Below are 20895 nucleotides of genomic sequence, written 5' to 3' on the forward strand. Positions count from 1 at the left end.
GCGCGGATTCCATCAGGGCGCGAGGAGCGATCACGCCACCTCATCACGACGCCGGATATATGGCCGCAACGTTTCCTTCTGCTGAACAGTCAAGTGGCTCTTGCATCGCGGGGCGGACCATATATGTGCGGGTGATGGTGGCCGAGGCGTCGGGCTGCTGCGCTAGGGCGGTCAGCGCGGTGGCCACGGCTCGGCCTTCCGCCAGGGCGGGTCCCATGGTGCCGAAGCCGGTGGTCAGGCCGGCGATGACGATCGATGCCACCGCGATCAGGGTCAAGCTATCCATGGGGTGTTCTCCGCTGAGTCTGTGGGTGTGTCATGGATTGGTCGCCTGCTTTGGCTTGCGCGAGCGGGTGGCGGCGGCGATATAGACCGCCGCTAGAATGCTGAAGATGTAGGCCTGCACCAGGCCGGTGAGCAGGCCGAGCGCGGTCATGAGGACGGGAAAGAAGAAGGGCGTGATGCTGAGCAGGATGGCGATGATCATCGCGCCACTCATCATGTTGCCGAACAGTCGCACCGCCAGGGCCAGGGTGCGCGAGACCTCGCTGATGAGGTTGAACGGCAGCATCATGACGGTCGGCTCCAGGTAGGACTTGAGATAGCCGCCGAGTCCTCGATCGGAGATGCCGAACAGCGGCACGGCCACCAGCACGCAGAGGGCGAGGGCGGTCGTGGTCGAGAGCGAGCCGGTCGGCGGCTCGTAGCCGGGGATGATGGTGGCCAGGCTGGCGGCGGCGACGAACAGGAACAAGGTGCCGAGAAAGCCGAGATAGGTCCGTGCGTCGCGCAGACCGACCTCCTGGATCTGTTGTTCGATGCCAGTGACCAGGATCTCCAGCAGGTTCTGCCAGCGCGAACGGCTGAGATCCCGTGACAGCTTGCGCGTCACCAGGATCGAGCCGACCACGAGCACCAGCATCAGCGCCCAGGTGAAGACGATGGTGGCGTTGAGTTTGAAGAACCCGTTCTGCCAGAAGATGATCTCATCGGGGGTCAGGCGCATGAGGGGCTCCTTGGTGGCGGTCAGTGGGGCGATCGGCTCGGCTGGTCAGTCGCAGGATCAGAAACCGTGCGCCGATCACGCCGATGAGACCGGCAAGCAGGCGTGGCCATTGGCCTCCGGAGACCAGGTACAGGCCAAGCAGAAGCAGACTCATCCGCACCAGCAGGCTGCCCAGTAGCCAAAGCGCTGGGCGTGGAGACTCGAGGCTCTTGCGCAGCGTCCACTGCAGGCCGGCGAAGAAGGCCGCGCCGAGCATCAAGCCCGCGAAGCCTGCCAGCATCAGCACCGGTGCTTGTGCCAGCAAGTTCAGCAGTGCATGCAAGTCTGGCGCGTCGAACCAGTCCAACCATCGGTTCGATGTCTCATTCATCGCGACCGTCCTGTGGGCGCGGTCCGGGCTTATCGTCATCGTCCTGAGTGTCGCGCATCGCCCGATCTTCCTTGGCCACCCAGCGCCAGGCATTGAAACAACCGAGCGTGAGTCCGCCTACCAGCAGCGCCAGCGTCCAGGAATGAGTGCCTGGATGCCGTGCGTCGAGCCAGAGACCCAGCGCCGCGCCGAGTAGCGTCGGCACCACCACCGACCAGCCGATCAGCCCCATCATGCCGAGGCCAAACCAGACGCCCGGTGTGGGGTCGCGGCGGGCTTTAAGCTTGCGCGCCGCCTTGTCACCGATCTGGCCGGCGAGCGTTGGCGCTGATGTTGAGCGAGACGCCGAGTTCAAACTCGAGCCTGAGCCCGAGCCCAATTCAGTGCTCAAGTCCAAACCCGAGCCATCACGCAAACGCGATTCCGATCTCGAACCGGAACCATCACCCAAACCCGATTCCGATTCCGAAGTCGATCCGCTGTGAAAGGTCTTGTCGGCATGCGGCTCAGTCATGTTGAAAACTCACGAAACGGTTCAGAAACCCTGACTCCAGTTTCGCCATCACCGAGCGCATCGCCTGCTCGCGCGCGTCGAGGATCAGAAACTCCCGCTCCACCGTCGTGCGCAACTGGCCAAGGTCGCTGCCGCGCATTGCCCGGCGCACGGATACCAAGACTTCCGGGCCGGTCTTGACTAGCACCCCAGCATCCACGGCCAGGTAGACCTCGCCCTCGGCGGCGGTTTCGTAGATCAGAATCCCCGGGGTCAGCGCGGCGACACCATCCAACCGACGAGGTAACAAGCCAAAGGCGCCGTCCTGCGTCTCGGCGACGATGCGTGTCACCTTGGTGATCTCGGCAAAAATCCGGAAAGGCAACAAAACCTTCAAATTCATGACGCCGTCTCCTTGTCCTTGTCCTTGTCCTCGTCCTTGTCGTCCTCATCCTTGCTGTCCCTGTCGTCCCTGTCGTCCTTCAACTTCCCCTTCACCTCATCCACACCCCCAACCATATAAAGCGCCCCCTCAGGCACATCCTTAAACTCATCGCCCAGAATGCGCTCGCAGCCATCCAGTGCTTCAGCCAGGCTGACGAGCTTGCCGGTCAGGCCGGTAAAGCGTTCGGTGGTAAAGAAAGGCTGTGTGAGAAAACGCTCCAGCCGTCGCGCGCGCCCAACCAGGTTGCGATCCTCCGGCGAGAGCTGCTCCAGCCCGAGCATGGCGATGATGTCCTTCAGCTCCGCGTACTGGGCGAGGGTGCGCCGGATCTCCTGCGCCAGGGCGTAATGCCGCTCGCCGACAATGCTCGGTGTGGCCATCCGCGAGCTGGATTGCAGCGGGTCGATGGCCGGATACAGCCCTTCGCCCGCCCGCTTGCGCGAGAGCACGATGGACGCGGAGAGATGGGAGAAGGTATGCACCGCCGCCGGGTCGGTGAAATCGTCCGCCGGCACATAGACCGCCTGGATCGAGGTGATGGCGCCGGCATCGGTGTTGGCGATGCGCTCTTCCAGTCCCGACAACTCCGTCCCCATGGTCGGCTGATAGCCCAGGCGCGAGGGCATCTGCCCCATGAGCCCCGAGACCTCCATGCCGGCCTGGATGAAGCGAAAGATGTTGTCGATCAGCAGCAGCACATCGCGCTGCTCATCGTCGCGAAAATACTCGGCCATGGTCAGCGCTGCGTGACCAACGCGAAAGCGGCTGCCCGGCGGCTCGTTCATCTGGCCGAAGACCATCACCATGTTCGGCAGGACACCGGCGTCCTTCATCTCGCGGTAGAGTTCTTCGCCCTCGCGACAGCGCTCGCCGATGCCGCAGAAGAGGCTGACGCCGGCGTGGTGGCCGATCATGTTGTGGATCATCTCGGTGAGCAGCACGGTCTTGCCGACGCCCGCGCCGCCGAACAGGCCGGCCTTGCCGCCGCGCTCCAGCGGCACCAGCACATCGATGAGCTTGATCCCAGTCTCGAAGATCTCGGACTGAGTGGAGCGTCGCGCCAGCGCTGGCGGGGCCTGATGTACCGAACGCCATGCGATCTCGGTGGGTGCTGGCTGGCGGTCGATGGCGTTCCCGAACACATCGAACATGCGCCCGAGGATGCCTGGGCCTACGGGGGCCATGAGCGGGCCGCCACTGTCCGTCACCCGCATGCCGCGCGCCAGCCCCTGCGTCGGTGTCAGAGCGATCCCGCGCACATGCTTGGCATCTAATTGCGCTAGCACCTCGATGTAGATCTGGCCTTTTGCGGCTGGGCCTTCGCCTACACCTGCACCTTCGCCTACAACTGTGCACAACAGCTGATGGATCACGGGCAGCTGTGTCTCGAAGCGCAGGTCCACCACGCTGCCGCGCACGGCGACGACTAGGCCGCCATCAGCGGACGCAGGATGCTGACGGCTTCTGTCCTGGTCGCGCAGGAACTGGCGGCCCATGCCCTGTTGGCCCATGCTCTGTTGGCTCATGCCCTGGCCCAGACCGGCTGCCGATGCGCTGGCGTCAAGTGCCGCATGTCCTTATCGAGGCTGAGGGAAACCGCGTCCCTGCCCAAAGCCCTGCCCTTGATCGTATCCGGGAGCAGGACCACCCATCATCCCTGGGTGCCCCATCCCAAAGCCAGGACCCTGGTCATAGCCAGGCCCATAGCCACCCATCATGCTGGGATTGCCCATCCCTTCGCCCGGACCCTGAACTCCGTATCCAGGGCCATAGCCACCATCCATCATGCCGGGATGCCCCATGCCATAGCCGCTCTGCGGCGGTTGGGCGAAGGCACTGAGGGTCACAACCGTTCCGACGAGAAAGAGGGCAACGGTCGAGGTCGCGCGCAGGCATCTTTGTTGCTTGGTCAAAGTTGCTTGGTCAAACGGTGTAGCATGGTCGTACTTCGGTTTGGATCGATAAGGAGGGAGGTCTTCGCAGAGGCCAAGTGCTGATATACGAGACATCGCGAACGAGACATCACCGACAGGCCTGACTATTTCGGACTACCTTTGGCGTTTTCCATCAACCCCTTCGGCTCGTTCTTGTTCTTCTTTGCGCCGCGCTTCTCTTTCAGTGTGAGGCTGGCCTTTTTCTTGGTTTCTTTGTTGCTCTGGCGTTCTTTGGTCATGGCGTGAGTTCCGGTTGCTAGTGACTTGGATGAATGGGTCGGCTAGCTTGGCTAGGGTGACCAGGGTGACGAGGGTGAGCGTATTGGGGCTCCGCAGCCCCGCGCTGGGCGACCAGCTGTAGGATCGCTGGGATATCGATGTTGAAGCGGGCGAGCTCCTGGTCGATGTCTTTTAGCCGCTGGCGGTCGCTGTCGCTCTGACTGCGCCGATAGGCTAAGGCGACCCGGCGGCGTTCTCGGATCAACTCCTTCGTTCTCGCATCCACTGGTTTTGCTCCGTCGTGACGTTCGTTTGGTCATGCCGACTCTAGGGCTGTCAGGCTCTAGCTGTCTGTGCGCTTGCGAACGTAGCGCTGAGAAACTTAGAAACTGTCCATCCATCTGTCCATCAACATTTTCCCGACTTGAGGGGCACTGTCAGGCGATCATCGGAAGGAGAAAATGGACAGCCGCTTAGCGTGCAGATAAGGCACAGAAGGGCTCAGAAAGACGCAGCCGCGGCGGCATCCTGAACGCTGCCAGCGTACAATCGCGGTCCATCGACCATCCACTCAGCCGAGGGAGTCCGAAAGATGGCATTAGTGAGCTCAACCCCCGCATGGCAGGCCCTGCAACAACACTGGCAACAGATGCGCTCGCAGCACATGCGCGACCTGTTCGCCGATGATCCGGCACGCGCCGAGCGGATGACTGCGGATGCGGCGGGTCTGCATCTGGATTTCTCCAAGCAGATCGCGACCGAGGAGACACTGCGGCTGCTGTTTGATCTGGCCCGAGCCGTTGACCTTGAGCACTGGCGCGAGCGGATGTTTATCGGCGAGCACATCAACCTCAGCGAAGACCGCGCGGTTTTGCACACGGCGTTGCGCAACCGCACTGACGTGCGCACGCTGGTCGACGGCGAGGATGTGATGCCCGCGGTCGACGCGGTGCTCGCGCGGGTGCAAGATTTCAGCGAGCGGGTGCGCTCCGGCGAGTGGAAGGGGCATACCGGCCAGGCGATCACCGATGTGGTCAATATCGGTATCGGCGGCTCCAACCTGGGGCCGAAGATGGTCTGCGAGGCGCTCAAGCCCTATCAGTCCGCGCAGCTGCGCCCGCACTTCGTCTCCAATGTCGATGGCACCCATCTGGCCGAGACCCTGCGTGGTCTGAACCCGGAGACCACGCTGTTCATCGTCGCATCCAAGACCTTCACCACCCAGGAGACCATGACCAACGCCCAGAGCGCGCGGCGCTGGCTGGTCGATGCGCTGGGGGACGATGGCGCGGTGCGTAACCACTTTGTCGCCGTCTCGACCAACACTGAGAAGGTCGCGGAGTTCGGCATCGATACCGATCAGATGTTCGAGTTCTGGGATTGGGTCGGCGGGCGCTATTCGCTTTGGTCGGCGATCGGGCTGCCGATCGCGCTGGCGGTTGGCTTTGATCGCTTCGCCGAGCTGCTGGCTGGCGCACACGAGATGGATGTGCATTTCCGCTCGGCGCCGTTGGAGCAGAACCTGCCGGTGATCATGGGCCTGCTCGGGGTCTGGTACGTCGATTTCGCGGGTGCCAAGACCCAGGCCATCCTGCCCTATGATCAGTACCTGCAATACTTTCCGGCCTACTTCCAGCAGGGCGACATGGAGAGCAATGGCAAGCACGTCACCCGCGATGGCCAGCCGGTCGACTACAATACCGGTCCAGTGGTCTGGGGGCAGCCGGGCACCGATGGTCAGCATGCGTTCTACCAGCTGATCCATCAGGGCACCGAGCTGATCCCCTGCGACTTCATCGCGCCAATCAAGAGCCATAACCCGCTCGGCCGGCATCACGAGCTGCTCATCGCCAACTGCCTGGCGCAGACCGAGGCCCTGATGCGTGGACGCACGCTGCAGGAGGCGAAGGACGAGATGATGGCGTCTGGACTGTCGGAGGCCGAGGCCGATCGGCTGGCGCCGCACCGTCAGTTTGACGGTAACCGGCCGACGACTACGATCCTGATGGAGCAGGTCACGCCGCACAGCTTGGGGGCGCTGATCGCGCTTTACGAGCATAAGATCTTTACCCAAGGCATCGTTTGGGGGATCAACTCGTTTGATCAGTGGGGCGTCGAGCTGGGTAAGAAGCTCGCCAACGTGATCATCGGTGAGCTCGAAGCGGGTGAGATCAGCGAGACGCATGACGCCTCGACCGAGGCCCTACTGCAGTACTTCCTGGCGCGCCGCTAGAGCCAGGGCCAGGACCAAGACCAAGACCAAGACCAAGAGTAGCTGTGCCGCCATAATCCCTATCGGCACTGCGTCGGAAGCCGCGGTCTCGGAGCGCCCCGCGCGAACCGCATGCCGACCGAATTTGACTGTACGACCGGATTTGACTGTAACGAGGATTAGGATCGATGACCGAAGAGAGCGACTTCAATTACCTCCGCCACTCGCCGCTGACGACCGGGCTGACCGATGATCAGGTGCAGGCACTGGCCGGCATTGCCTATTGCCGACGCCTTGCCGACCAGCAGCTGCTGATCGCCGAGGGCCACATCGAGGACAGCCTACACATCATCGCTGAGGGCGCCATTGCCGTGACCCGCGATTTAGGCAAGGGCGAGTTCACCACCATTCACGTCCTGCGCACGGGCGATCTCGCCGGTGAGATGGGGTTCATCAGCGGGCAGCCGCATACCGCCACGCTGCGCTCGCTCGGGCGCACCCAAGTGTGCAGTCTCGAGCGCGAGGCCTTCGAAGGCCTGATCGACAAGGACCCTTGGCTGGTCTATCGGGTGATGTGCAACATCATCCAGGTCAGCCAAGACATTCTGCGTCGGATGAATGCCCAGTACGTGGAGCTGACCAAGTACGTGCACCGCTCGCATGCGGTGTTTTAGTTGCAGGCAACCTAATCCTCCACCACACGAAAGCCGAGGCCACCGAACATCTTGTTCGGTAAGGCCCCGCTGCGCGCAGCGGAGGCGATATGTCTCGGTCCACTGTGCCACGCGCCGCCGCGGATTGATCGGAATCCGGCATGGCCCGCGCTCGCGCAGCGTTGCTCGATGCCGTCAAACTCACCGCCGTACACCGAGCAGGTCCATTCCCAGACGTTGCCCAACATGTCATGGAGCCCCCAGGCATTGGGCTTGAAGCGTCCGACAGGAGCGGTCGTGGCGTAACCGTCGTCGCAGGCATGGTGGGGCGACGACAGCCCATTCTCGCGCCTCGAGACCTGGTCATGCACATTGGCGTATATGCAGGCTTCGTTGGGCGCGTTGCCCCAGAAGCGCGTCGTCTCGGTCCCCGCGCGAGCGGCATATTCCCACTCGGCCTCGGTCGGCAAGCGATAGCTCCGACCGGTCAGCTCAGTGAGCCAGGCGGCATAGGCCGTGGCGTCCTCCCAGCTGACGTTGATGACTGGCCGATGCTCTCGCCCCCAGCCTTCATCATCCGGTGCATCACGGCCTGTGGCGCGCGCGAACAGGTCGTATTGTGAAAAGGTGACCTCGTGTCTGGCGATCTTGAATGCATCGACACAGACCTGTTGCGAGCGACTGGCCCTGTTGTTATCCCTGCGCGCCGGACTGCTCATTTGGAAGCAGCGTCCGTCAAGCGCCACCATCTCTGGCTCGTAGGCGAAGCGGCGCATCTGCGCAGTCAACTGCGCTAGGCGAATCTCGGCCGGTTCGCGGTGCCAGCAGCCGGTGGCGTTGCAGTTGTCCAGATAGCTGCGATAAGCGGTTTCGGTGTCGGCGCGTTTGGCGCGTTCAAACGCGGTTCGGTCGAGCGCCTCCGAGAGCTGCTCAATCTGCTGCTCAAGCTCGGTTGCGCGTGCGACCTGGTCGGCGGCTCCGCGCGCTAGGGCTGCTTGCTCTTCCGAGCGTTCGCGCCTGATCTGCAAGGCGTCGAGCCGTTGCTCCGCCTGTGCCCGAAAGCCGCAGCCGTTTGCGGCACAGTTGTTGAGATAGCTTTGGTAGGCGGCCTTGGTGTCCGCGTTGATGGCTTGGGTGTAGGCTTTCAGGTCGGCTGCCTTGCGCTGCAATTGTGCTGCTTGCTCGGCTTCTGCCGCAGACCGACGCAGCGCAGCGATCCGCGCCTCGGCCTGAGCACGATAGGCGCAGCTGTTCGCGTCGCAGCGTTCAAGATAGGCTTGGTAGGAAGCTTCGGTATCGTCTCTCCTAGCGCGCTCGAAGGCGGAGCGATCGAGCGCAGCTCGCAGCGGCGCCGGCTCGACCTCAGCTAACCTCGCGTCCAGCCAGCGCCAGCTCGTCAAGGGCCAGGGCGGCTTGCCCGTGAGCCACCAGCCGCCTAAGAACAGTCCGGCGGCCAAGAGCCCGGCGCTGACGAGGCTCAGCAGGATTGGGCGCTTCCAGGTGCCGCGACGCTTCAGGGTCTGACGGCCACCGCTATCGCGCGGATGATTGAGCTGATCCTTAGGGCGGGGTAGAAGCAGAGGGTACCGAGCCTCTATCGATCGCCGGGCGGCTTGGCTGGTCTGTCGAGAGGATGAAACTGGGCCTGGCTTCGATCGGCGCATCGTCACTCCCAGTCATCCGGACGAGGTATCTTATCTTCTCTGTCGGTCATGCTGGAGTCACAGCCAAACTCACCTATTGCTCCGTAGACCCGCTGAGTTTCTTGACACATTGTCCAACTGGCTCGGCATTTCTGCGCCTGATGATTGAGTAAATGGCGGTGAATCATGGGCGTCTCGACATCCTTATGCCCGAGCAGTATCTGAGTGGCGCGGCTACCGTCGTTGATAATTGGCCCGGCTCGGTATGACGTTGCGAATGCCGCCTCTGGGGTTGTCGACATCGCCACGGTAACGGGGCAAGATAATGACATGTAGATGGTCGATGCTTCTTCCTGCTTCCCGTCCGTCATTGTTGCCGATGGTATAGGCGTCGGGTTTGCGGCCGATGAAATCTAGGCGCAGGATGGCTTCGATCTGGCCTTTGGGCCGATCTTTCAGGTCGTCCCGCGTGAGCATCTCTTGATAGATGTCGGTCAGGTCGGTTGTTTCAATAACGCGCTTGACTCCGCGAATCGCATCGAAATAGTCTGCCTGTTCTGTGTCATTCAGGCTAAAGATGGACTCGACATGCCTTTTCGGGATCACTAAGGCGTGACCGGGGTTTGCAGGATGTGCGTCAAAGATGCCAATAAATGCTCTGTTCTCGAAGATGAAGGGGTCGGCTTCGCCGCGCGAGACCTTGCAAAAATAGCAATCTTTTTCCGGAGAGGGAGTGGTCATAGCAGTAGATCTTGGGTTTGCATGGAGTGCGCATGGTTGGATGCGCGTCGATCATCTCACTGAAATCTTGCGTGATTCATCTACCGGCGTGGCGCGGCGCGGCGCCATAGATGCGCGTTAGTCCGGTTCTGAGACCTCACGCAGTCTTAAGGCGGAGAGGGCGGCGGCGATGGAAGCGATGCCGAGCGTCAGGATGACGAAGGCGGTGCCGTAGAGATCGCCGAGCAGGCCGATTAGGCCACCGGCGAGCATCGCGACACCGATCACGGTGTTGCTGACGGCGACCATGGAGGCCCGGGTTTCGCTGTTGGCCATGTCGACCAGGTAGACCTTGCGCCCCAGTCTGACTCCGGCGTGGGCGATCCCCAGCACCAGAAAGAGTGCCGCGAACCCGAGCCCGGTTGGCCCGGGTGCGCTGAACTGGACCAACGCCCAGGTCAGGATGCCGAGCAGGCCAGCGAGGGCTGCCGCGGCGACCATCACCAGCCGCGCTGATCGATCGCTGAAGCGGCCCCAGAGTGGTGCGCTGATGCTGTTGGCGAGCCCACTGGCGATGATCAGCAGGCCGAGCGCGCCGAGATCGCTACCGCTTTCCTGCTGTGCGAGCAGCACGTAGAAGGGGGGTGCGAGCGCGACGCTTAAGAGCGCGGTGCGAACCAGCACGAAGTGACGAAACAGTGCGTCGGAGCGAAGCAGGCCGATGCTCTCGAGCGCTGCGGTGAGGGCATTACCACCGCCTGCAGTGGCTCCAGGCTGCTCGCGGATCAGCACGAAGACACCGGCGGCCAGCACGAAGAGGAGCGCCGCGCCGCCGAGCAAGAGCACGAAGAGGATGTCATCGTTGGCGCCGTCGCCAAGCAGCTTGAGATAAAGGCCGAGCGCCAAGGTCAGGGCGCCGGCGATGCCGGCAGACAGACCCATCAGGTTGCCACGCCGCGCCTTGGAGACGGTCTTGCCGAGCACGTCTTTTGCCGAGACCGAGCAGAGTCCGCGCGCAAGACTGAAGACGACCAGCAGTCCGACGATGAGCCAGCCAGCGAGGGCGCCGGTGGTGGTTGCAGCGGCCAGCGCCATCAACCCGAGCGCGATGGCCGACGCCAGGGAGCCGATGATCCAGACCCACTTGCGCACTGGAAGGCGACGGATATAGGCCGCAACTGCGAGTTGAGGCACCAGCACCCCGGCCTCGCGGATCGGCACCAAAAGTCCGACAATCAGTGCCGGGGCTCCGAGCCAGCCGATCAGCCAGGGCAGCACCAGCTTGGCGCTGGCCAACTCGTCAGCGACCTTGGTCAGAAGGTTGGCGAGTAGATAGGCGAAGAAGTTACGGGGCTGGTCGTGACAGGATTCGCTCGGGATATCCTTGCAGACGCGCGCATCCTCGTCTCCTGTGACCAGGTCATAGAGGCTGTCGAGGCGCGAGGGTTGTTGCTTGGAATGCGTCGAGTCTGCTGTCGAATCGATGGCCTGTGAATTCATCGGGTTCAATGCCTTGCGGTCCGGCGGGAGACATCCTTGTGGTCTGAGCTCGGGCGCTCATAAAAGGAACTCGACCGGTTAAACTGGGGTCGCAGTGCCCATCATCCGAGACTGGTCACCGTGAAACAAGCGCTCCATCGCTAGGGGTGAGGCGCCAAGAACCTCAGCGGAGGTGTAACCATGGTCAAGGCACAAGCCAGCGTCGAGATCGAACGATCTCCGGAGTCGGTTTACCGCTTTATTGCCGAAGATTTCGCGCAGAATTATCCGCGCTGGTCTCCTGAGGTCAAGGAGCTGAAGTTCGCGACCGAGGGTCCGCTGCGAGTCGGCAGTGTCGGCCGGCAAGTGCGTGTCGACCAGGGCCGGCGCACCGAGTCCTTGTTCCGGATCACTCAGATGCAGCCGGCGGCAAGGTTGACCTTCGAGAGTCATTCGCCGAGCTTTCTTGTCGATTATCGCTTCGTTCCAAATCAGGACGACGGTACTCAGCTGACCTTCACCTTTGAACTGAGGCGCTTGGACTTGATGATGCGCCCATTCGAAAAACTGATTCGACGTGCGGTTCAGGACGGTGCGCGACGCACCGTGCAGAATCTGAAACGCCTTATCGAGGCTGAGCAAGAGCCGGCCGCGGCCTGAATTTGAGTCTTCTCATGTGACTTCGTCGCTTACCCAGCCTGCGTTTCATTTGCTCAAGTTGTTGTGTCGCGTAGGCTGAGTCGATTGAGGCCTAATGTTTGGCGTGTCTGACTTCGATTTTTTGGATGAGTACAGCGGCGTTGACATCGCGGCTTAGCAGGATGTGCCCGAGCAGCGTCTCGATATTGGTGCAAATAAGTAGCGGAGGGGCGCTGGAATAGGTAATCGCGAGACCTGGAACCGCGTCGGCGTAGACGCAGTTTCACCTGCGCTTGCGGAGATTAGGCCATTATAAAAGCTCGGCAAGCCACTCCACTGGTGCCGGTGAGTGGCTAGGCGAGCCGAGCCGAGCCGAGCCGAGCCGAGCGCTTAATTGATCAGTAGCCTAGAACCGGTTCAGCGACACCCGTCGGGGTACCCACCGGCACAAAAGCATGCACATTGCTGGCAGGTTTGACGGTGGCGTCGCGTCCCTGAGTGAAGCTTTGTTCCTGGACGATGACCCGATAGGCTTTGTTCAGCGTCATGGCACGCTCAGGCGATGCTTCGAGCAGAACGGCGATGTCCTGGCGCAGGGCCTCGAGCATCTCGGTTTTGAGCTGACCCTGATCGTCGAAAAACCGTGCGCGAACTTCTTCGTTTTCGCGGAACTCGTCACCGGCGCCGTTGATGGCCAGATAGAACGCGTAGTCGCCTTGGCCATCCTCGCGCAGGCGCTCGGGCGTGCCGCGGAGGCCTTTTTGACTCCAGTGATACCAGCCTCGCTGGAAGCTTTCAGTGCTGAAATGGCGCGGGAACGCGAAGGTGGAGTCGGTGGTGGCACCTATACCGCTGTGACAGCCCACGCAGAAGGCTAGCTCTTCATAGGTCTGCGGGCGCAATTGTCCGTTGGCGTCCTCGATCATGGCCGCCAACACCCAGCCCTGGTCGTTGCCGAGGCCGGACTCGATGTTGCCGCGGAAGGGACGGATGCGATCTGGGAAGTCATGCTTCTCTTTGAGCTCCGCCGCCATACGCTGATCGAGATCGGCATAGGTCATCCAGTATAGCTTCTTCATGTAGCGCACTTCCTTCATGCGCGCGGCAAGCTGGTTAGTTCCTTCTTCGCCGATATCAATGTAGCGCACAGTGTGGAAGAATTCGGTGCCTTCAGGGTATAGGCGTGCAGCGAGATGCAACCGTCCGGCGCGCTGTTCCTCCAGTGCCTGGCCAACGTACCACATGAAGCGACCTTCTCGTGGTGCCCAGTCGTACTTGATCAGTTCAGCGGTAGCGATGTGGCCGTCTTTGTCCAGATCGATACCGCCGAGCGCGGCTTCGTCGGTGGGCTCGATGGGAATGTCCCGCTCGCGGATAAGGGCTTCAATGATGGCGAGATTGGTCTTGTAGACGACTGAATCATAATCGCCGGCCAGATTGGTACGGAAAGGTTCGGACAGGCGAATCAGCACATCGTCGGTAGAGCCATTGGTTGGCCAGAAGGTGCCAAGAAAGGGGTAATAGCCGAAGGCACGCCAGCCACTCGGGGAGCCGTCGGGGGTATGGTCGAAACCTTCCGAGTCGAAGTTGAACCACACATCGGGGACGAAGCCGTCCCACTGGCCATCTTCGTTGTAGTCCCAGTCGGCCGGCGCATCGGCCAGGCGCGTTGCTGGAAGGATCTCGCCACCTTGGCTGAAGTAATTGCTCTCGCTGATATAAGAGCGCATTTCTTCGTCACTGATCGCCGCGATTTCGGTCGTGCGGTCTTTGAACAGATTCTTCCAAGGGTTCTCTTCAGCTGGTGCTGGGAAGTCGTATGCGAGTTGCAGGTCGCTATCGCGCAGATAATTAGGTCGAATTGAGTCGGTATGACAGGAGAAGCAAGGGTTGTGCACTTGGCCTTGGTCATCCTCGGTTTTGGTGTAGCATTGTGGATTGATATGGGGGATTTCATTGCCAAGTATCGATGCATCGAGATCGGCGCTGGCCGCGCTGTGCACCAACAGAAAGCCTGCGGAGACTACGGCGAGGAGTCTTTTTTGAGGCCGGAGATTGATAATGTTCATCCTGTATTTGTCTCATCGATGTGAAGAGGTAGACCCTTGATGCGGCGTCTCGGCATCAAGGGCCAATTTGCAGTCGCGGGAGTTGAGGAGAGGGATTATCCGTCTCGACAAATAAATATGGGTCCTTCACTGGACCCATTATTTACACGCTCGTATCGGCGAGCATCCCCGATACTAGTTTCTAAGTTGCTTCAGCTTTATTGGGTCATGGCAGGAAAGACAAAGTGACCGGTATAGCCAAAGGTTTCGGATGGCTGTTCCAGCTTGTCCGAGTCAGATTCGCCATAGGGGTGCTGCACCACCGACATTAAATAGGCGAAGCCGTTGATGTCCGGGTAGAAGTAGGGAGAGGTTGTCTCGGAGCCATAAGGCGTGGTCTGGATGCGGGTGAGGTTGCGGGACCGGATATTGTAAGCCCAGATCATGTCGTTCTGGTGGCCGGAACCGGTGTCCTCGCCAATGATCAGAGTGTCGTAACCCGGCATGTACGTAATATTGTCCGGGTTGGCTATGCCGTTGATATCGCATTTGTTGATGCCGTCGAAGTCCGGCGAATCGGCAGCCGCGCCATAATCTGCTGTCATGGGCGTGCCCGAGATCAGCGGGAAGATGTTTGTGGCGGTGTAGGTGCCGTCGAGCGCTAGGCCATAGACGGTACCGCAGTTGTTTCCGTTGGTAATGCGCATGTGGTTAGGGCCGCCGATATCATATTCAGCGTATGGCGGGGTCTTGCCGACACGGTTGAAGTCGCGCATGCCGCGATCGGTTTCTGACATCGCGAGATAGAGGAGATTGCGGTCGGTGTCATGGGTGATGCCTTCCATCTTGCGAAACTCGGTAGTGCCACCCTGCATGGCTGCCCAGCGCCGGGTCTCGAGGCGCGAGGCAATGTTCTGGTCGGTCTGCCATACCCAGCCGTCGCCGTCGATGTCTCGCAGTTGCAGACACTGATGAAGATCGCCGCGATGGCCGGCATTGATCGAGGTGAAGCCTGTTGGACAGCGGCCGGTATCTTGCTCACCCTCCATGATTGGATCGGCCTCATTGAAGATGTCGGCAAACGTATAGCTATCTTTCCACTGGCTGGCCTGGTCGTTGTTGGCCTGTCCAAGATAGATCCAGTCAAGATCAGCTGCGCCGGCGTCACCGCCGGATTTTTGGTTCCAGCGCGCTACCCATAGCGAACCTGAGCTCAGATCACCCGCATTATCGGCGACAAAGCGGTAGAGGCCAACATTAGTGCCATCATCTGACAGGTAGACAGTCTTGTTATCCGGCATCACATAGCCGAGTTCGAGCGCGAGGCGACCCATTGCATAATGCTTGGCGACAGCGGCGTCATTAAAGTTGTTGACCTTGACCTCGACTGGATAGCCGTAGTCATAGGGGTTCATCACGCTGCTAGCCTGATCTGGTGTTGCGCCAAAGTAGGTCGCCATGGCAGCGTTATAGTCGTCGACGTCGTTATCGCGCCACTGTTTGGCATCGGGCTCGTACTCCTCGGAACCTAGGTGAGTGCCCCAAGGGGTGACACTGCCAGCGCAGTGGACCCAACCGCCGCGCAGCGCTGAGAAATCGAGCGGACGGGTCTGAACGGCACTTAGCTCACCGGATTGAGCGTTCTGACTGAGTTCGGTCAGGTACATTGCCCCGGGACGTGACTCGAAATGCGAAACCATATACAGCTTGCCGTCTTCGCCTTTTAGGATGGAGGCAAAGTCGTTGGCGTTAGAGATGTAGGGCGAACCGTCCTCGGCAAGCAGTGCGGCACCATTGATGTCATGCAACTGTCCGAAAATGCCGTTGCCTGAGGTGTCGCCCGAGCGCAGGATGGTGTTGTAGTTGAGTGGAACCGACGCACCGTCGACGACGGCCAAGTCGGAGGTCAGAATGCTGCGTTTCTCGCTGTCTGTCAGCGGGAAAGGCGCCGGGCTGAATTCGATACTGCCTGCCATTGCCAGTGAAGTACTGGTGAGGGTAAGTGCTGCGGCGACAGCGCGGCGGATCTGGTTGCTGGCCATGGTGAGTGGTCTCCGGAAGCGTAGAGATAAAATCGAAAGCCCCCGCAGCATAGCCGGATGTTGTGTAAGCAGTGTTACGCTAAAGTGATGGATAGGTTACGGCTGTTATAAGCACAACGGCCGGTGGAAATTTCTCGGTGCGCTGAGTACGGATGGGATCGCTTGAGCGGCCACCAAAGCTGTTGTGGGCAAGCGAGATTGCGATAGACCCATCGTTCATTTGGAGGCTCAGCCTGTGCTTCAGGATGCCTGCTCACCAGGGCGCGGCAACGGAATGATCTGCTTGTTGCGGTAAACGTTGATGCGGTTCCGACCAATGGCCTTGGCCGCATACAGCGCCTGATCAGCATGAACCAGCAGCATATCGAAGCGCGCATGCTCCTCGGAACGCTGCGCGACGCCGAGACTGATGGTCACCTTGATGGACTCTGCTTCGAAGCTCATCTCTAAGGCCGCCACCCGGCGCCGGAGCCGCTCGGCATTCAGGACCAGTTGCTTAAAGGTACTGCTCGTACTCAGGAACAGGAATTCCTCACCACCCACGCGGTAAACGCTGTCGTGCTGACCGAGATCCAATTTCAGCGTTGTCGCTACGTCCACTAAGACCTTGTCACCCGCCGCATGCCCAAAAGTATCGTTAATGCGCTTGAAGTGGTCGATATCGATCATGATCACCGACATCGGTCGCTCTGGATGAGCCTCTTGATGCCAGGCCTGCTCCATAGCGTCGAGAGCCGAGCGCCGATTGGGTAATCCGGTGAGCTGATCGGTGAGTGAGAGGACCTCGGCGCGCCGCTGGCTCATCGCTAACTGGTTGGCGATGCGACGCAGTTCGACACGATCCTTTTGGTACTGGAGATGCGCGTCCGCGGACCGGCGCACCGCGTCGAGGCGCGCGTCAAGCTCTTGTGATGACAGGTCACTTCGCATGTAGGCGGCATCGATACCCGCTCGAAATGCCTCGGCGATCCGATCGCGCTCGTTGTCACCGAACAGGGCCATGATGTAGATCGCTCGCCCCCACTCGGTCGAACGGATCAGCCGGCAGAGCTTTTCGCGTTTCGCGTGCAGCTCATCGTGACCGTAGTCGTCCATGATGAGCAGATGCGGCCTCATCTCGACTAACAGCCGAAGCATCTCTTTCTGATCCTGAAACACCCACGCGACCACATTGAGCTCGCCGAAGACCTTGTTCAGCGGATGTTGCTGACCGGCGCGACTCATCAGTACGACGTTGAGGGCTGAGTCGATCGCCGCTTGGACGATTCGCGATTGATCTGCTGGTGGCTCTTTTAGCTCGACCTTATTGGGTGTCTCGCCTGGAGAGCCGGACGGTAGGCGGCCTTCTGGGGCAGGTAACCGGAGCAGCTTTGACCAGTCTTCCCATTCGGTCACGCTCTCATCGAGCACCTCGGCGATCTGTGCGGCGGTGAGCCCGAAGCGGCGGACCTGTGGCCAGGTTGTCAGGCGTTTCTGGGTGATCTCCGCTCCCACTCGCAGCACGGAGTCGGATAGGCGAAAACCGAGATGGAAAAGCTGAGTAAGCTTGTATTCGGGCGACTTTTCGGCGAAGCCAGATGCCTCTGGACGCTCATGAAAGCGGGCCGGTCCTGCTAACTCCTCGGCAACCCCAAAATCCAATAGCATCTCGAGTGAGAGCTCATTGTGATCGAAGCCGAACTGATCGCACTCTGCCGCGGTGAGGTTCTCTGGCTGGCTATCGAGCAGACTGGCATATTCATCCGGATAGATGGTGGCGAAGGCGAGCAAACCGATACGCATCATCAGCGCGCAGGAAAACAGATTATCAGGTGGCGCTAGGGCGGTCTGTTGACCAAGTCCTCTGCAAATCAGGGCCGTGAGTACGCACTGCAACCAAAATTTGTTGTAGTCAAACGATTTACAATGGTCGTCAAGATATTGATCGATCAGAGAAAACGCCACTGCAAGCTGGCCAACCGTCTTCATGCCCACCTTGACGATGGCCGCTGGGATAGAGCTCACTTTGCTGAAGGTGCCCATGGCCGCGGAATTGGCAAGTCTCAATAACCGCCCGGAGAGGGCAGGATCGGACTTCACCAGCTGCGAGAGCTGCTCGACGCTGGTCTGCTCGTCCTCCCAAAGCTCCATGATCGCGAGTGCGACCCCGTTGGGGCTCGGCAGCTTCTGGGCGGCATTGTCGAGGAGTGTTCTCGGTGAGCTCAACGCAAAATGTCCTGCGGTAACATGGGCGCCTTAGGTCTTAAGTCCCCGAGCCGCTCGGCGACGGGTGCTGAAGGCCAGCTGATCGGGTTTGGGCTAAAGAAGGTCTTGTCTGATGTCCTGTCGGACGGCTGCGCCCGAGGACGCTGCGCTGATAGCGCCGCCATAATAGCCAGGCCATGAGCAGCAGCCCGAGCGTGGCCGCGATCCAAGGAAAATAGGCGACCAACCAAGGTTGCTCGGGGACTGACGCCATTGGCGCTTGGCCGCTGTTGGTGTTCAGCTCACCGTCGGGTCCGTCACGACGCCAGTCTGGGGCGGGACGGCGCGAGGCTGACTCGAATTCTGCGACCTGAAGCTGCCATTCAGGCGTGCTTGCCTGCTCCCAGCGTTGGGTGTCGACATTCCACCAGTCGAGGGTGACGGCGGGCAGTTGGTAGAGACCAGTCTCGGGGCTGCTGAGGGTGATACGCTCGGTGCGATATCCGGTCACGCTGTCTGGTCCGCGCTTGTTCCAGAGCCTTGGCACGTCTTCGCGCACCTGCAGCGGAAACGGGATCGAGGGGCGAATCGGCGGCAGATCTTCGGCGCGCAGCCCAACGGCCTCGATGGTCAGCATGCGCTCGATGACCTGACCGGGCGCTAGACGCACCGAGCTTGCGCCGGCCTCGCTCAGGTTCAGCGCCGTTGCTGGAAGCCAAGCACTGTCTGCTACGGCATCAGAGGATCGCGGTTGCGCCGGTCGAACCTCAATGCTCAGGGCCTCGGAGCGAAGTGCCTCGGGTGCGTCAGCACCGGGGCGCCAGGCTGAATAGATCGACGGAGGGATCTCGAGGCGGCCGGCGCTGCGAGGAAACAGCGCATAGCGACGCTCAATGATCCAGCGCTCGCGCAGGCTGTCGGTGCCATTGCTGCTGGCGTTGCTGTTGCTGTTGCTACCGTTGCTGCTGCTATCGGTGCTGCCACTGCTGCTTTCGGAACTGGCGCTGTCTCTGGGGCGATCAGTGTTGCCGGCACTATTGGTGCTGCCGGCATTGCGAGTGATCCGGCGTTCTTCTCCCAGGATCAGGAGGTCAACGACGTCGATGCTCGGCGCGATCAGCCGACCCGGTGGTAGCGGGCCGTCACCGATGACGAGAACGCGCAGGACGATCTGCTGACCGACCACGATTTGCTGTCGGTCGGTGCTGGCTTCGACTTGGATCTGCTCGGCCAGCGGCGGGCTTGTGTTGATGGCCTGAGGGTCGGCGGCCCGGGCACCTGAGTCGGCGGTTGATGTTGGCAGCCCTTGCGCGGTCGTCGCTGTGGTCCAGCACATCAACAACGCAGCGATTGATCCTGTCGCCCAGCGCCACTTGGTCGACTGGCGCTTCATGCGTCGGCTCGAGCCTCGCCGCTGCGGCGCTCAGTGGCTGCGGTTGGTCTTGGCGCCAATGGCCGGCCGAAGGTCTCAGCGTAGTCGTCTGCATAGGGTGCGAGCGCCCGGTAGACATGAGCGGGCACGATGCGCTGCTCGAAACGGCCGAAACGCTCACGCACATGCTGCAGGTTGCGAAACAGCTTCATCTCGATGATGGCGCGGGCGAACTCGAGCCCGCGCGGTCCCCGGTTGCGCTGCAGCCAGGCGATCAGCATGCGAATCGGTTTGGGTGGCTTACCGGGCGGCTTTGCTAGCATCTGCAGGTAGCGCGGCATACCGCGGCGGCGATCGCCGGCGCTGCTTGCGGGCTGGAACTCGAGGTCTGGCCGTAGCATCTCCAGCAGCGCTTCGCCGCGCTCGGTCCGCGCCAGCACCCATTGCCAGCTCAGTGGGGCACCCATGTAGCCGATGGTGATGTCGGCAAGGCTGTTGGGATAGTCGAAGCAGGACAGGCAGGCCGAGGGGAAGACGCCGTCGAGCTTGTCCATCGGGAAGTCGATGAAGTTGAGCTGCTCGATGTGGCCGTCCTCATGGCGCATCTTCAGGCTGAAGTCCTGCATGAACTCGTAGTGGACGATGGTCTGCGGCGACTTGGAGACCTGGTCCAAGAAATAGACCAAATCGGGATAGGCGACGTTATCGCTGCAGGGGATGCCGATCACATCGAGCCGCTTGAGGCCAAGCTCGGCCTCGAGCTGCGGCTGGGCCGCGCGCAGCATGTGCACCTGGCAGCTGGTGCCGATGAAGGCGAGACGCTTGACGCCGCTGGCGCGGACCTCATCGAGCAACGCGAGGTTGGGCGAGAGGGCCGGTTTGTTGCCGGCACTGGCGCGCACCTCATCGGGCGTGCGGGCGAGGATCGGGCGCGGCGCAAAGCGGGTGCCAGGCATGGTGGCAGCGGTGATCACGGCCTCGACCTCATCGCGCTCGAGCAGCCGTGCCCCGAGCGTGGTGACCATGCCTGACCATTGCGCGCCCGGCACCGGTGGTTTCATGCGCGCGATCTGCATGTCGCGATAGACGCCGAAGCGCAGTTCGTCGCCGTCGTGACGGTGACGCCCAAACAGCCGCTGCTCTAGGGCCTCGGTCTGGTTGCGCACGAAGACGCAGGTGCGCGCCATCTCCGGCTTCAGGAAGCTGTCGCAGAGTCCGCAGTCGCTGCACAGCTTCGGCCGCCCGGCCAGACGTGCATCACGGCTGAGCAGCGTCGTCTCGCGCAGGCCTTTGGAGGGGCCGTCGCCCAGCAGTTCAGGGTCGAGGTCTTGGAAGGCAGCAGCGGGCTGTTCAGACATTGCAGAGAGGCCGATGGTCAGGGCGGTGATAAAGGGTGCCTTGTTGTACCCCCGAGACGCTGCGTCTGAGTATGCGTT

General features: G+C 61.1%; 19 protein-coding genes. 3 read left to right on the plus strand and 16 right to left on the minus strand.

What is annotated here, in order from left to right; all coding sequences use genetic code 11:
- Positions 1–43: 43 nt before the first annotated feature.
- The 8 genes from CKO42_RS17395 to CKO42_RS27995 form a co-directional block, all read right to left on the minus strand.
- Positions 44–286 (minus strand): ATP synthase subunit c family protein, encoded by a 243-nt coding sequence (locus CKO42_RS17395; RefSeq protein WP_242479481.1) that lies wholly within the window; start codon positions 284–286, stop codon positions 44–46.
- Positions 287–316: 30 nt separating this feature from the next.
- A complete protein-coding gene (locus CKO42_RS17400) occupies positions 317–1006 on the minus strand; it encodes a F0F1 ATP synthase subunit A (protein ID WP_200246783.1) in 690 nt (229 codons plus the stop codon).
- Positions 987–1376 carry an ATP synthase subunit I gene (locus tag CKO42_RS17405; RefSeq protein ID WP_200246786.1) on the minus strand — a complete coding sequence of 130 codons (390 nt, stop codon included), beginning with the start codon at positions 1374–1376 and terminating at the stop codon, positions 987–989. The genes CKO42_RS17400 and CKO42_RS17405 overlap by 20 nt, the downstream gene beginning before the upstream one ends.
- A complete protein-coding gene (locus CKO42_RS17410; RefSeq protein ID WP_242479482.1) occupies positions 1369–1767 on the minus strand; it encodes an AtpZ/AtpI family protein in 399 nt (132 codons plus the stop codon). The genes CKO42_RS17405 and CKO42_RS17410 overlap by 8 nt, the downstream gene beginning before the upstream one ends.
- Positions 1768–1882: 115 nt before the next feature.
- Entirely contained in the window at positions 1883–2272 is a 390-nt protein-coding gene (locus CKO42_RS17415) for a F0F1 ATP synthase subunit epsilon (RefSeq protein ID WP_200246790.1), read from the minus strand.
- Positions 2269–3810, minus strand: coding sequence for a F0F1 ATP synthase subunit beta (gene atpD / locus CKO42_RS17420; RefSeq protein ID WP_242479487.1), 1542 nt, complete (start codon positions 3808–3810; stop codon positions 2269–2271). Before atpD ends, CKO42_RS17415 begins: the two co-directional genes overlap by 4 nt.
- An 81-nt stretch (positions 3811–3891) precedes the next feature.
- Positions 3892–4227, minus strand: coding sequence for a hypothetical protein (locus CKO42_RS17425; protein WP_200246792.1), 336 nt, complete (start codon positions 4225–4227; stop codon positions 3892–3894).
- A gap of 125 nt (positions 4228–4352) precedes the next feature.
- Complete coding sequence (locus CKO42_RS27995) at positions 4353–4487, minus strand: hypothetical protein (RefSeq protein WP_274608935.1); 135 nt, start codon at positions 4485–4487, stop codon at positions 4353–4355.
- A gap of 572 nt (positions 4488–5059) precedes the next feature.
- Here CKO42_RS27995 and pgi point away from each other — a divergent pair.
- The gene (pgi, locus tag CKO42_RS17430) at positions 5060–6700 is read left to right on the plus strand and encodes a glucose-6-phosphate isomerase (RefSeq protein WP_200246794.1); all 1641 of its coding nucleotides are present in this window, start codon (positions 5060–5062) and stop codon (positions 6698–6700) included.
- A gap of 167 nt (positions 6701–6867) precedes the next feature.
- Positions 6868–7353 carry a cyclic nucleotide-binding domain-containing protein gene (locus tag CKO42_RS17435; RefSeq protein WP_200246796.1) on the plus strand — a complete coding sequence of 162 codons (486 nt, stop codon included), beginning with the start codon at positions 6868–6870 and terminating at the stop codon, positions 7351–7353.
- Between the two features lie 11 nt (positions 7354–7364).
- On the opposite strand, the gene CKO42_RS27455 is transcribed toward CKO42_RS17435, so the two are convergent.
- From CKO42_RS27455 to CKO42_RS17450, 3 genes are all read right to left on the minus strand, one after another.
- The gene (locus CKO42_RS27455; protein WP_242479483.1) at positions 7365–8996 is read right to left on the minus strand and encodes a formylglycine-generating enzyme family protein; all 1632 of its coding nucleotides are present in this window, start codon (positions 8994–8996) and stop codon (positions 7365–7367) included.
- Between the two features lie 213 nt (positions 8997–9209).
- On the minus strand, positions 9210–9716 hold the full coding sequence (locus tag CKO42_RS17445) for an HIT family protein (RefSeq protein WP_200246798.1): 507 nt from the start codon (positions 9714–9716) through the stop codon (positions 9210–9212).
- 117 nt (positions 9717–9833) lie between these two features.
- Entirely contained in the window at positions 9834–11195 is a 1362-nt protein-coding gene (locus tag CKO42_RS17450; protein ID WP_200246800.1) for an MFS transporter, read from the minus strand.
- Between the two features lie 180 nt (positions 11196–11375).
- Between CKO42_RS17450 and CKO42_RS17455 the strand changes: the two genes are divergently transcribed.
- Positions 11376–11834: an SRPBCC family protein gene (locus CKO42_RS17455; RefSeq protein WP_200246802.1), complete on the plus strand. Its 459-nt coding sequence runs from the start codon at positions 11376–11378 to the stop codon at positions 11832–11834.
- A 377-nt stretch (positions 11835–12211) separates the two neighbouring features.
- Here the strand turns inward: CKO42_RS17455 and CKO42_RS17460 are convergent, their stop codons facing one another.
- The 5 genes from CKO42_RS17460 to CKO42_RS17480 form a co-directional block, all read right to left on the minus strand.
- Positions 12212–13882, minus strand: coding sequence for a hypothetical protein (locus CKO42_RS17460; RefSeq protein ID WP_242479484.1), 1671 nt, complete (start codon positions 13880–13882; stop codon positions 12212–12214).
- A gap of 197 nt (positions 13883–14079) precedes the next feature.
- Positions 14080–15903 carry a PhoX family protein gene (locus CKO42_RS17465; RefSeq protein ID WP_200246804.1) on the minus strand — a complete coding sequence of 608 codons (1824 nt, stop codon included), beginning with the start codon at positions 15901–15903 and terminating at the stop codon, positions 14080–14082.
- A gap of 240 nt (positions 15904–16143) precedes the next feature.
- Positions 16144–18108: a sensor domain-containing diguanylate cyclase gene (locus tag CKO42_RS17470; protein WP_200246807.1), complete on the minus strand. Its 1965-nt coding sequence runs from the start codon at positions 18106–18108 to the stop codon at positions 16144–16146.
- A gap of 37 nt (positions 18109–18145) precedes the next feature.
- The gene (locus tag CKO42_RS17475) at positions 18146–19480 is read right to left on the minus strand and encodes a BatD family protein (protein WP_200246811.1); all 1335 of its coding nucleotides are present in this window, start codon (positions 19478–19480) and stop codon (positions 18146–18148) included.
- Positions 19477–20817: a Coenzyme F420 hydrogenase/dehydrogenase, beta subunit C-terminal domain gene (locus tag CKO42_RS17480; protein ID WP_200246813.1), complete on the minus strand. Its 1341-nt coding sequence runs from the start codon at positions 20815–20817 to the stop codon at positions 19477–19479. The genes CKO42_RS17475 and CKO42_RS17480 overlap by 4 nt, the downstream gene beginning before the upstream one ends.
- Between the last annotated feature and the right edge of the window lie 78 nt (positions 20818–20895).

This window comes from Lamprobacter modestohalophilus (genome assembly GCF_016583905.1).
Taxonomy (GTDB): domain Bacteria; phylum Pseudomonadota; class Gammaproteobacteria; order Chromatiales; family Chromatiaceae; genus Lamprobacter; species Lamprobacter modestohalophilus.

Coding starts and splice junctions, on each gene's coding strand:
- CKO42_RS17400 (WP_200246783.1), bottom strand. CDS start 1,006: ATGCGCCTGACCCCCGATGAGATCATCTTCTGGCAGAACGGGTTCTTC.
- atpD (WP_242479487.1), bottom strand. CDS start 3,810: ATGGGCCGCCAGTTCCTGCGCGACCAGGACAGAAGCCGTCAGCATCCT.
- CKO42_RS17450 (WP_200246800.1), bottom strand. CDS start 11,195: ATGAATTCACAGGCCATCGATTCGACAGCAGACTCGACGCATTCCAAG.
- CKO42_RS17460 (WP_242479484.1), bottom strand. CDS start 13,882: ATGAACATTATCAATCTCCGGCCTCAAAAAAGACTCCTCGCCGTAGTC.
- CKO42_RS17465 (WP_200246804.1), bottom strand. CDS start 15,903: ATGGCCAGCAACCAGATCCGCCGCGCTGTCGCCGCAGCACTTACCCTC.
- CKO42_RS27995 (WP_274608935.1), bottom strand. CDS start 4,487: ATGACCAAAGAACGCCAGAGCAACAAAGAAACCAAGAAAAAGGCCAGC.
- CKO42_RS27455 (WP_242479483.1), bottom strand. CDS start 8,996: ATGCGCCGATCGAAGCCAGGCCCAGTTTCATCCTCTCGACAGACCAGC.
- CKO42_RS17435 (WP_200246796.1), top strand. CDS start 6,868: ATGACCGAAGAGAGCGACTTCAATTACCTCCGCCACTCGCCGCTGACG.
- CKO42_RS17480 (WP_200246813.1), bottom strand. CDS start 20,817: ATGTCTGAACAGCCCGCTGCTGCCTTCCAAGACCTCGACCCTGAACTG.
- CKO42_RS17475 (WP_200246811.1), bottom strand. CDS start 19,480: ATGAAGCGCCAGTCGACCAAGTGGCGCTGGGCGACAGGATCAATCGCT.
- CKO42_RS17415 (WP_200246790.1), bottom strand. CDS start 2,272: ATGAATTTGAAGGTTTTGTTGCCTTTCCGGATTTTTGCCGAGATCACC.
- CKO42_RS17405 (WP_200246786.1), bottom strand. CDS start 1,376: ATGAATGAGACATCGAACCGATGGTTGGACTGGTTCGACGCGCCAGAC.
- CKO42_RS17455 (WP_200246802.1), top strand. CDS start 11,376: ATGGTCAAGGCACAAGCCAGCGTCGAGATCGAACGATCTCCGGAGTCG.
- CKO42_RS17445 (WP_200246798.1), bottom strand. CDS start 9,716: ATGACCACTCCCTCTCCGGAAAAAGATTGCTATTTTTGCAAGGTCTCG.
- pgi (WP_200246794.1), top strand. CDS start 5,060: ATGGCATTAGTGAGCTCAACCCCCGCATGGCAGGCCCTGCAACAACAC.
- CKO42_RS17395 (WP_242479481.1), bottom strand. CDS start 286: ATGGATAGCTTGACCCTGATCGCGGTGGCATCGATCGTCATCGCCGGC.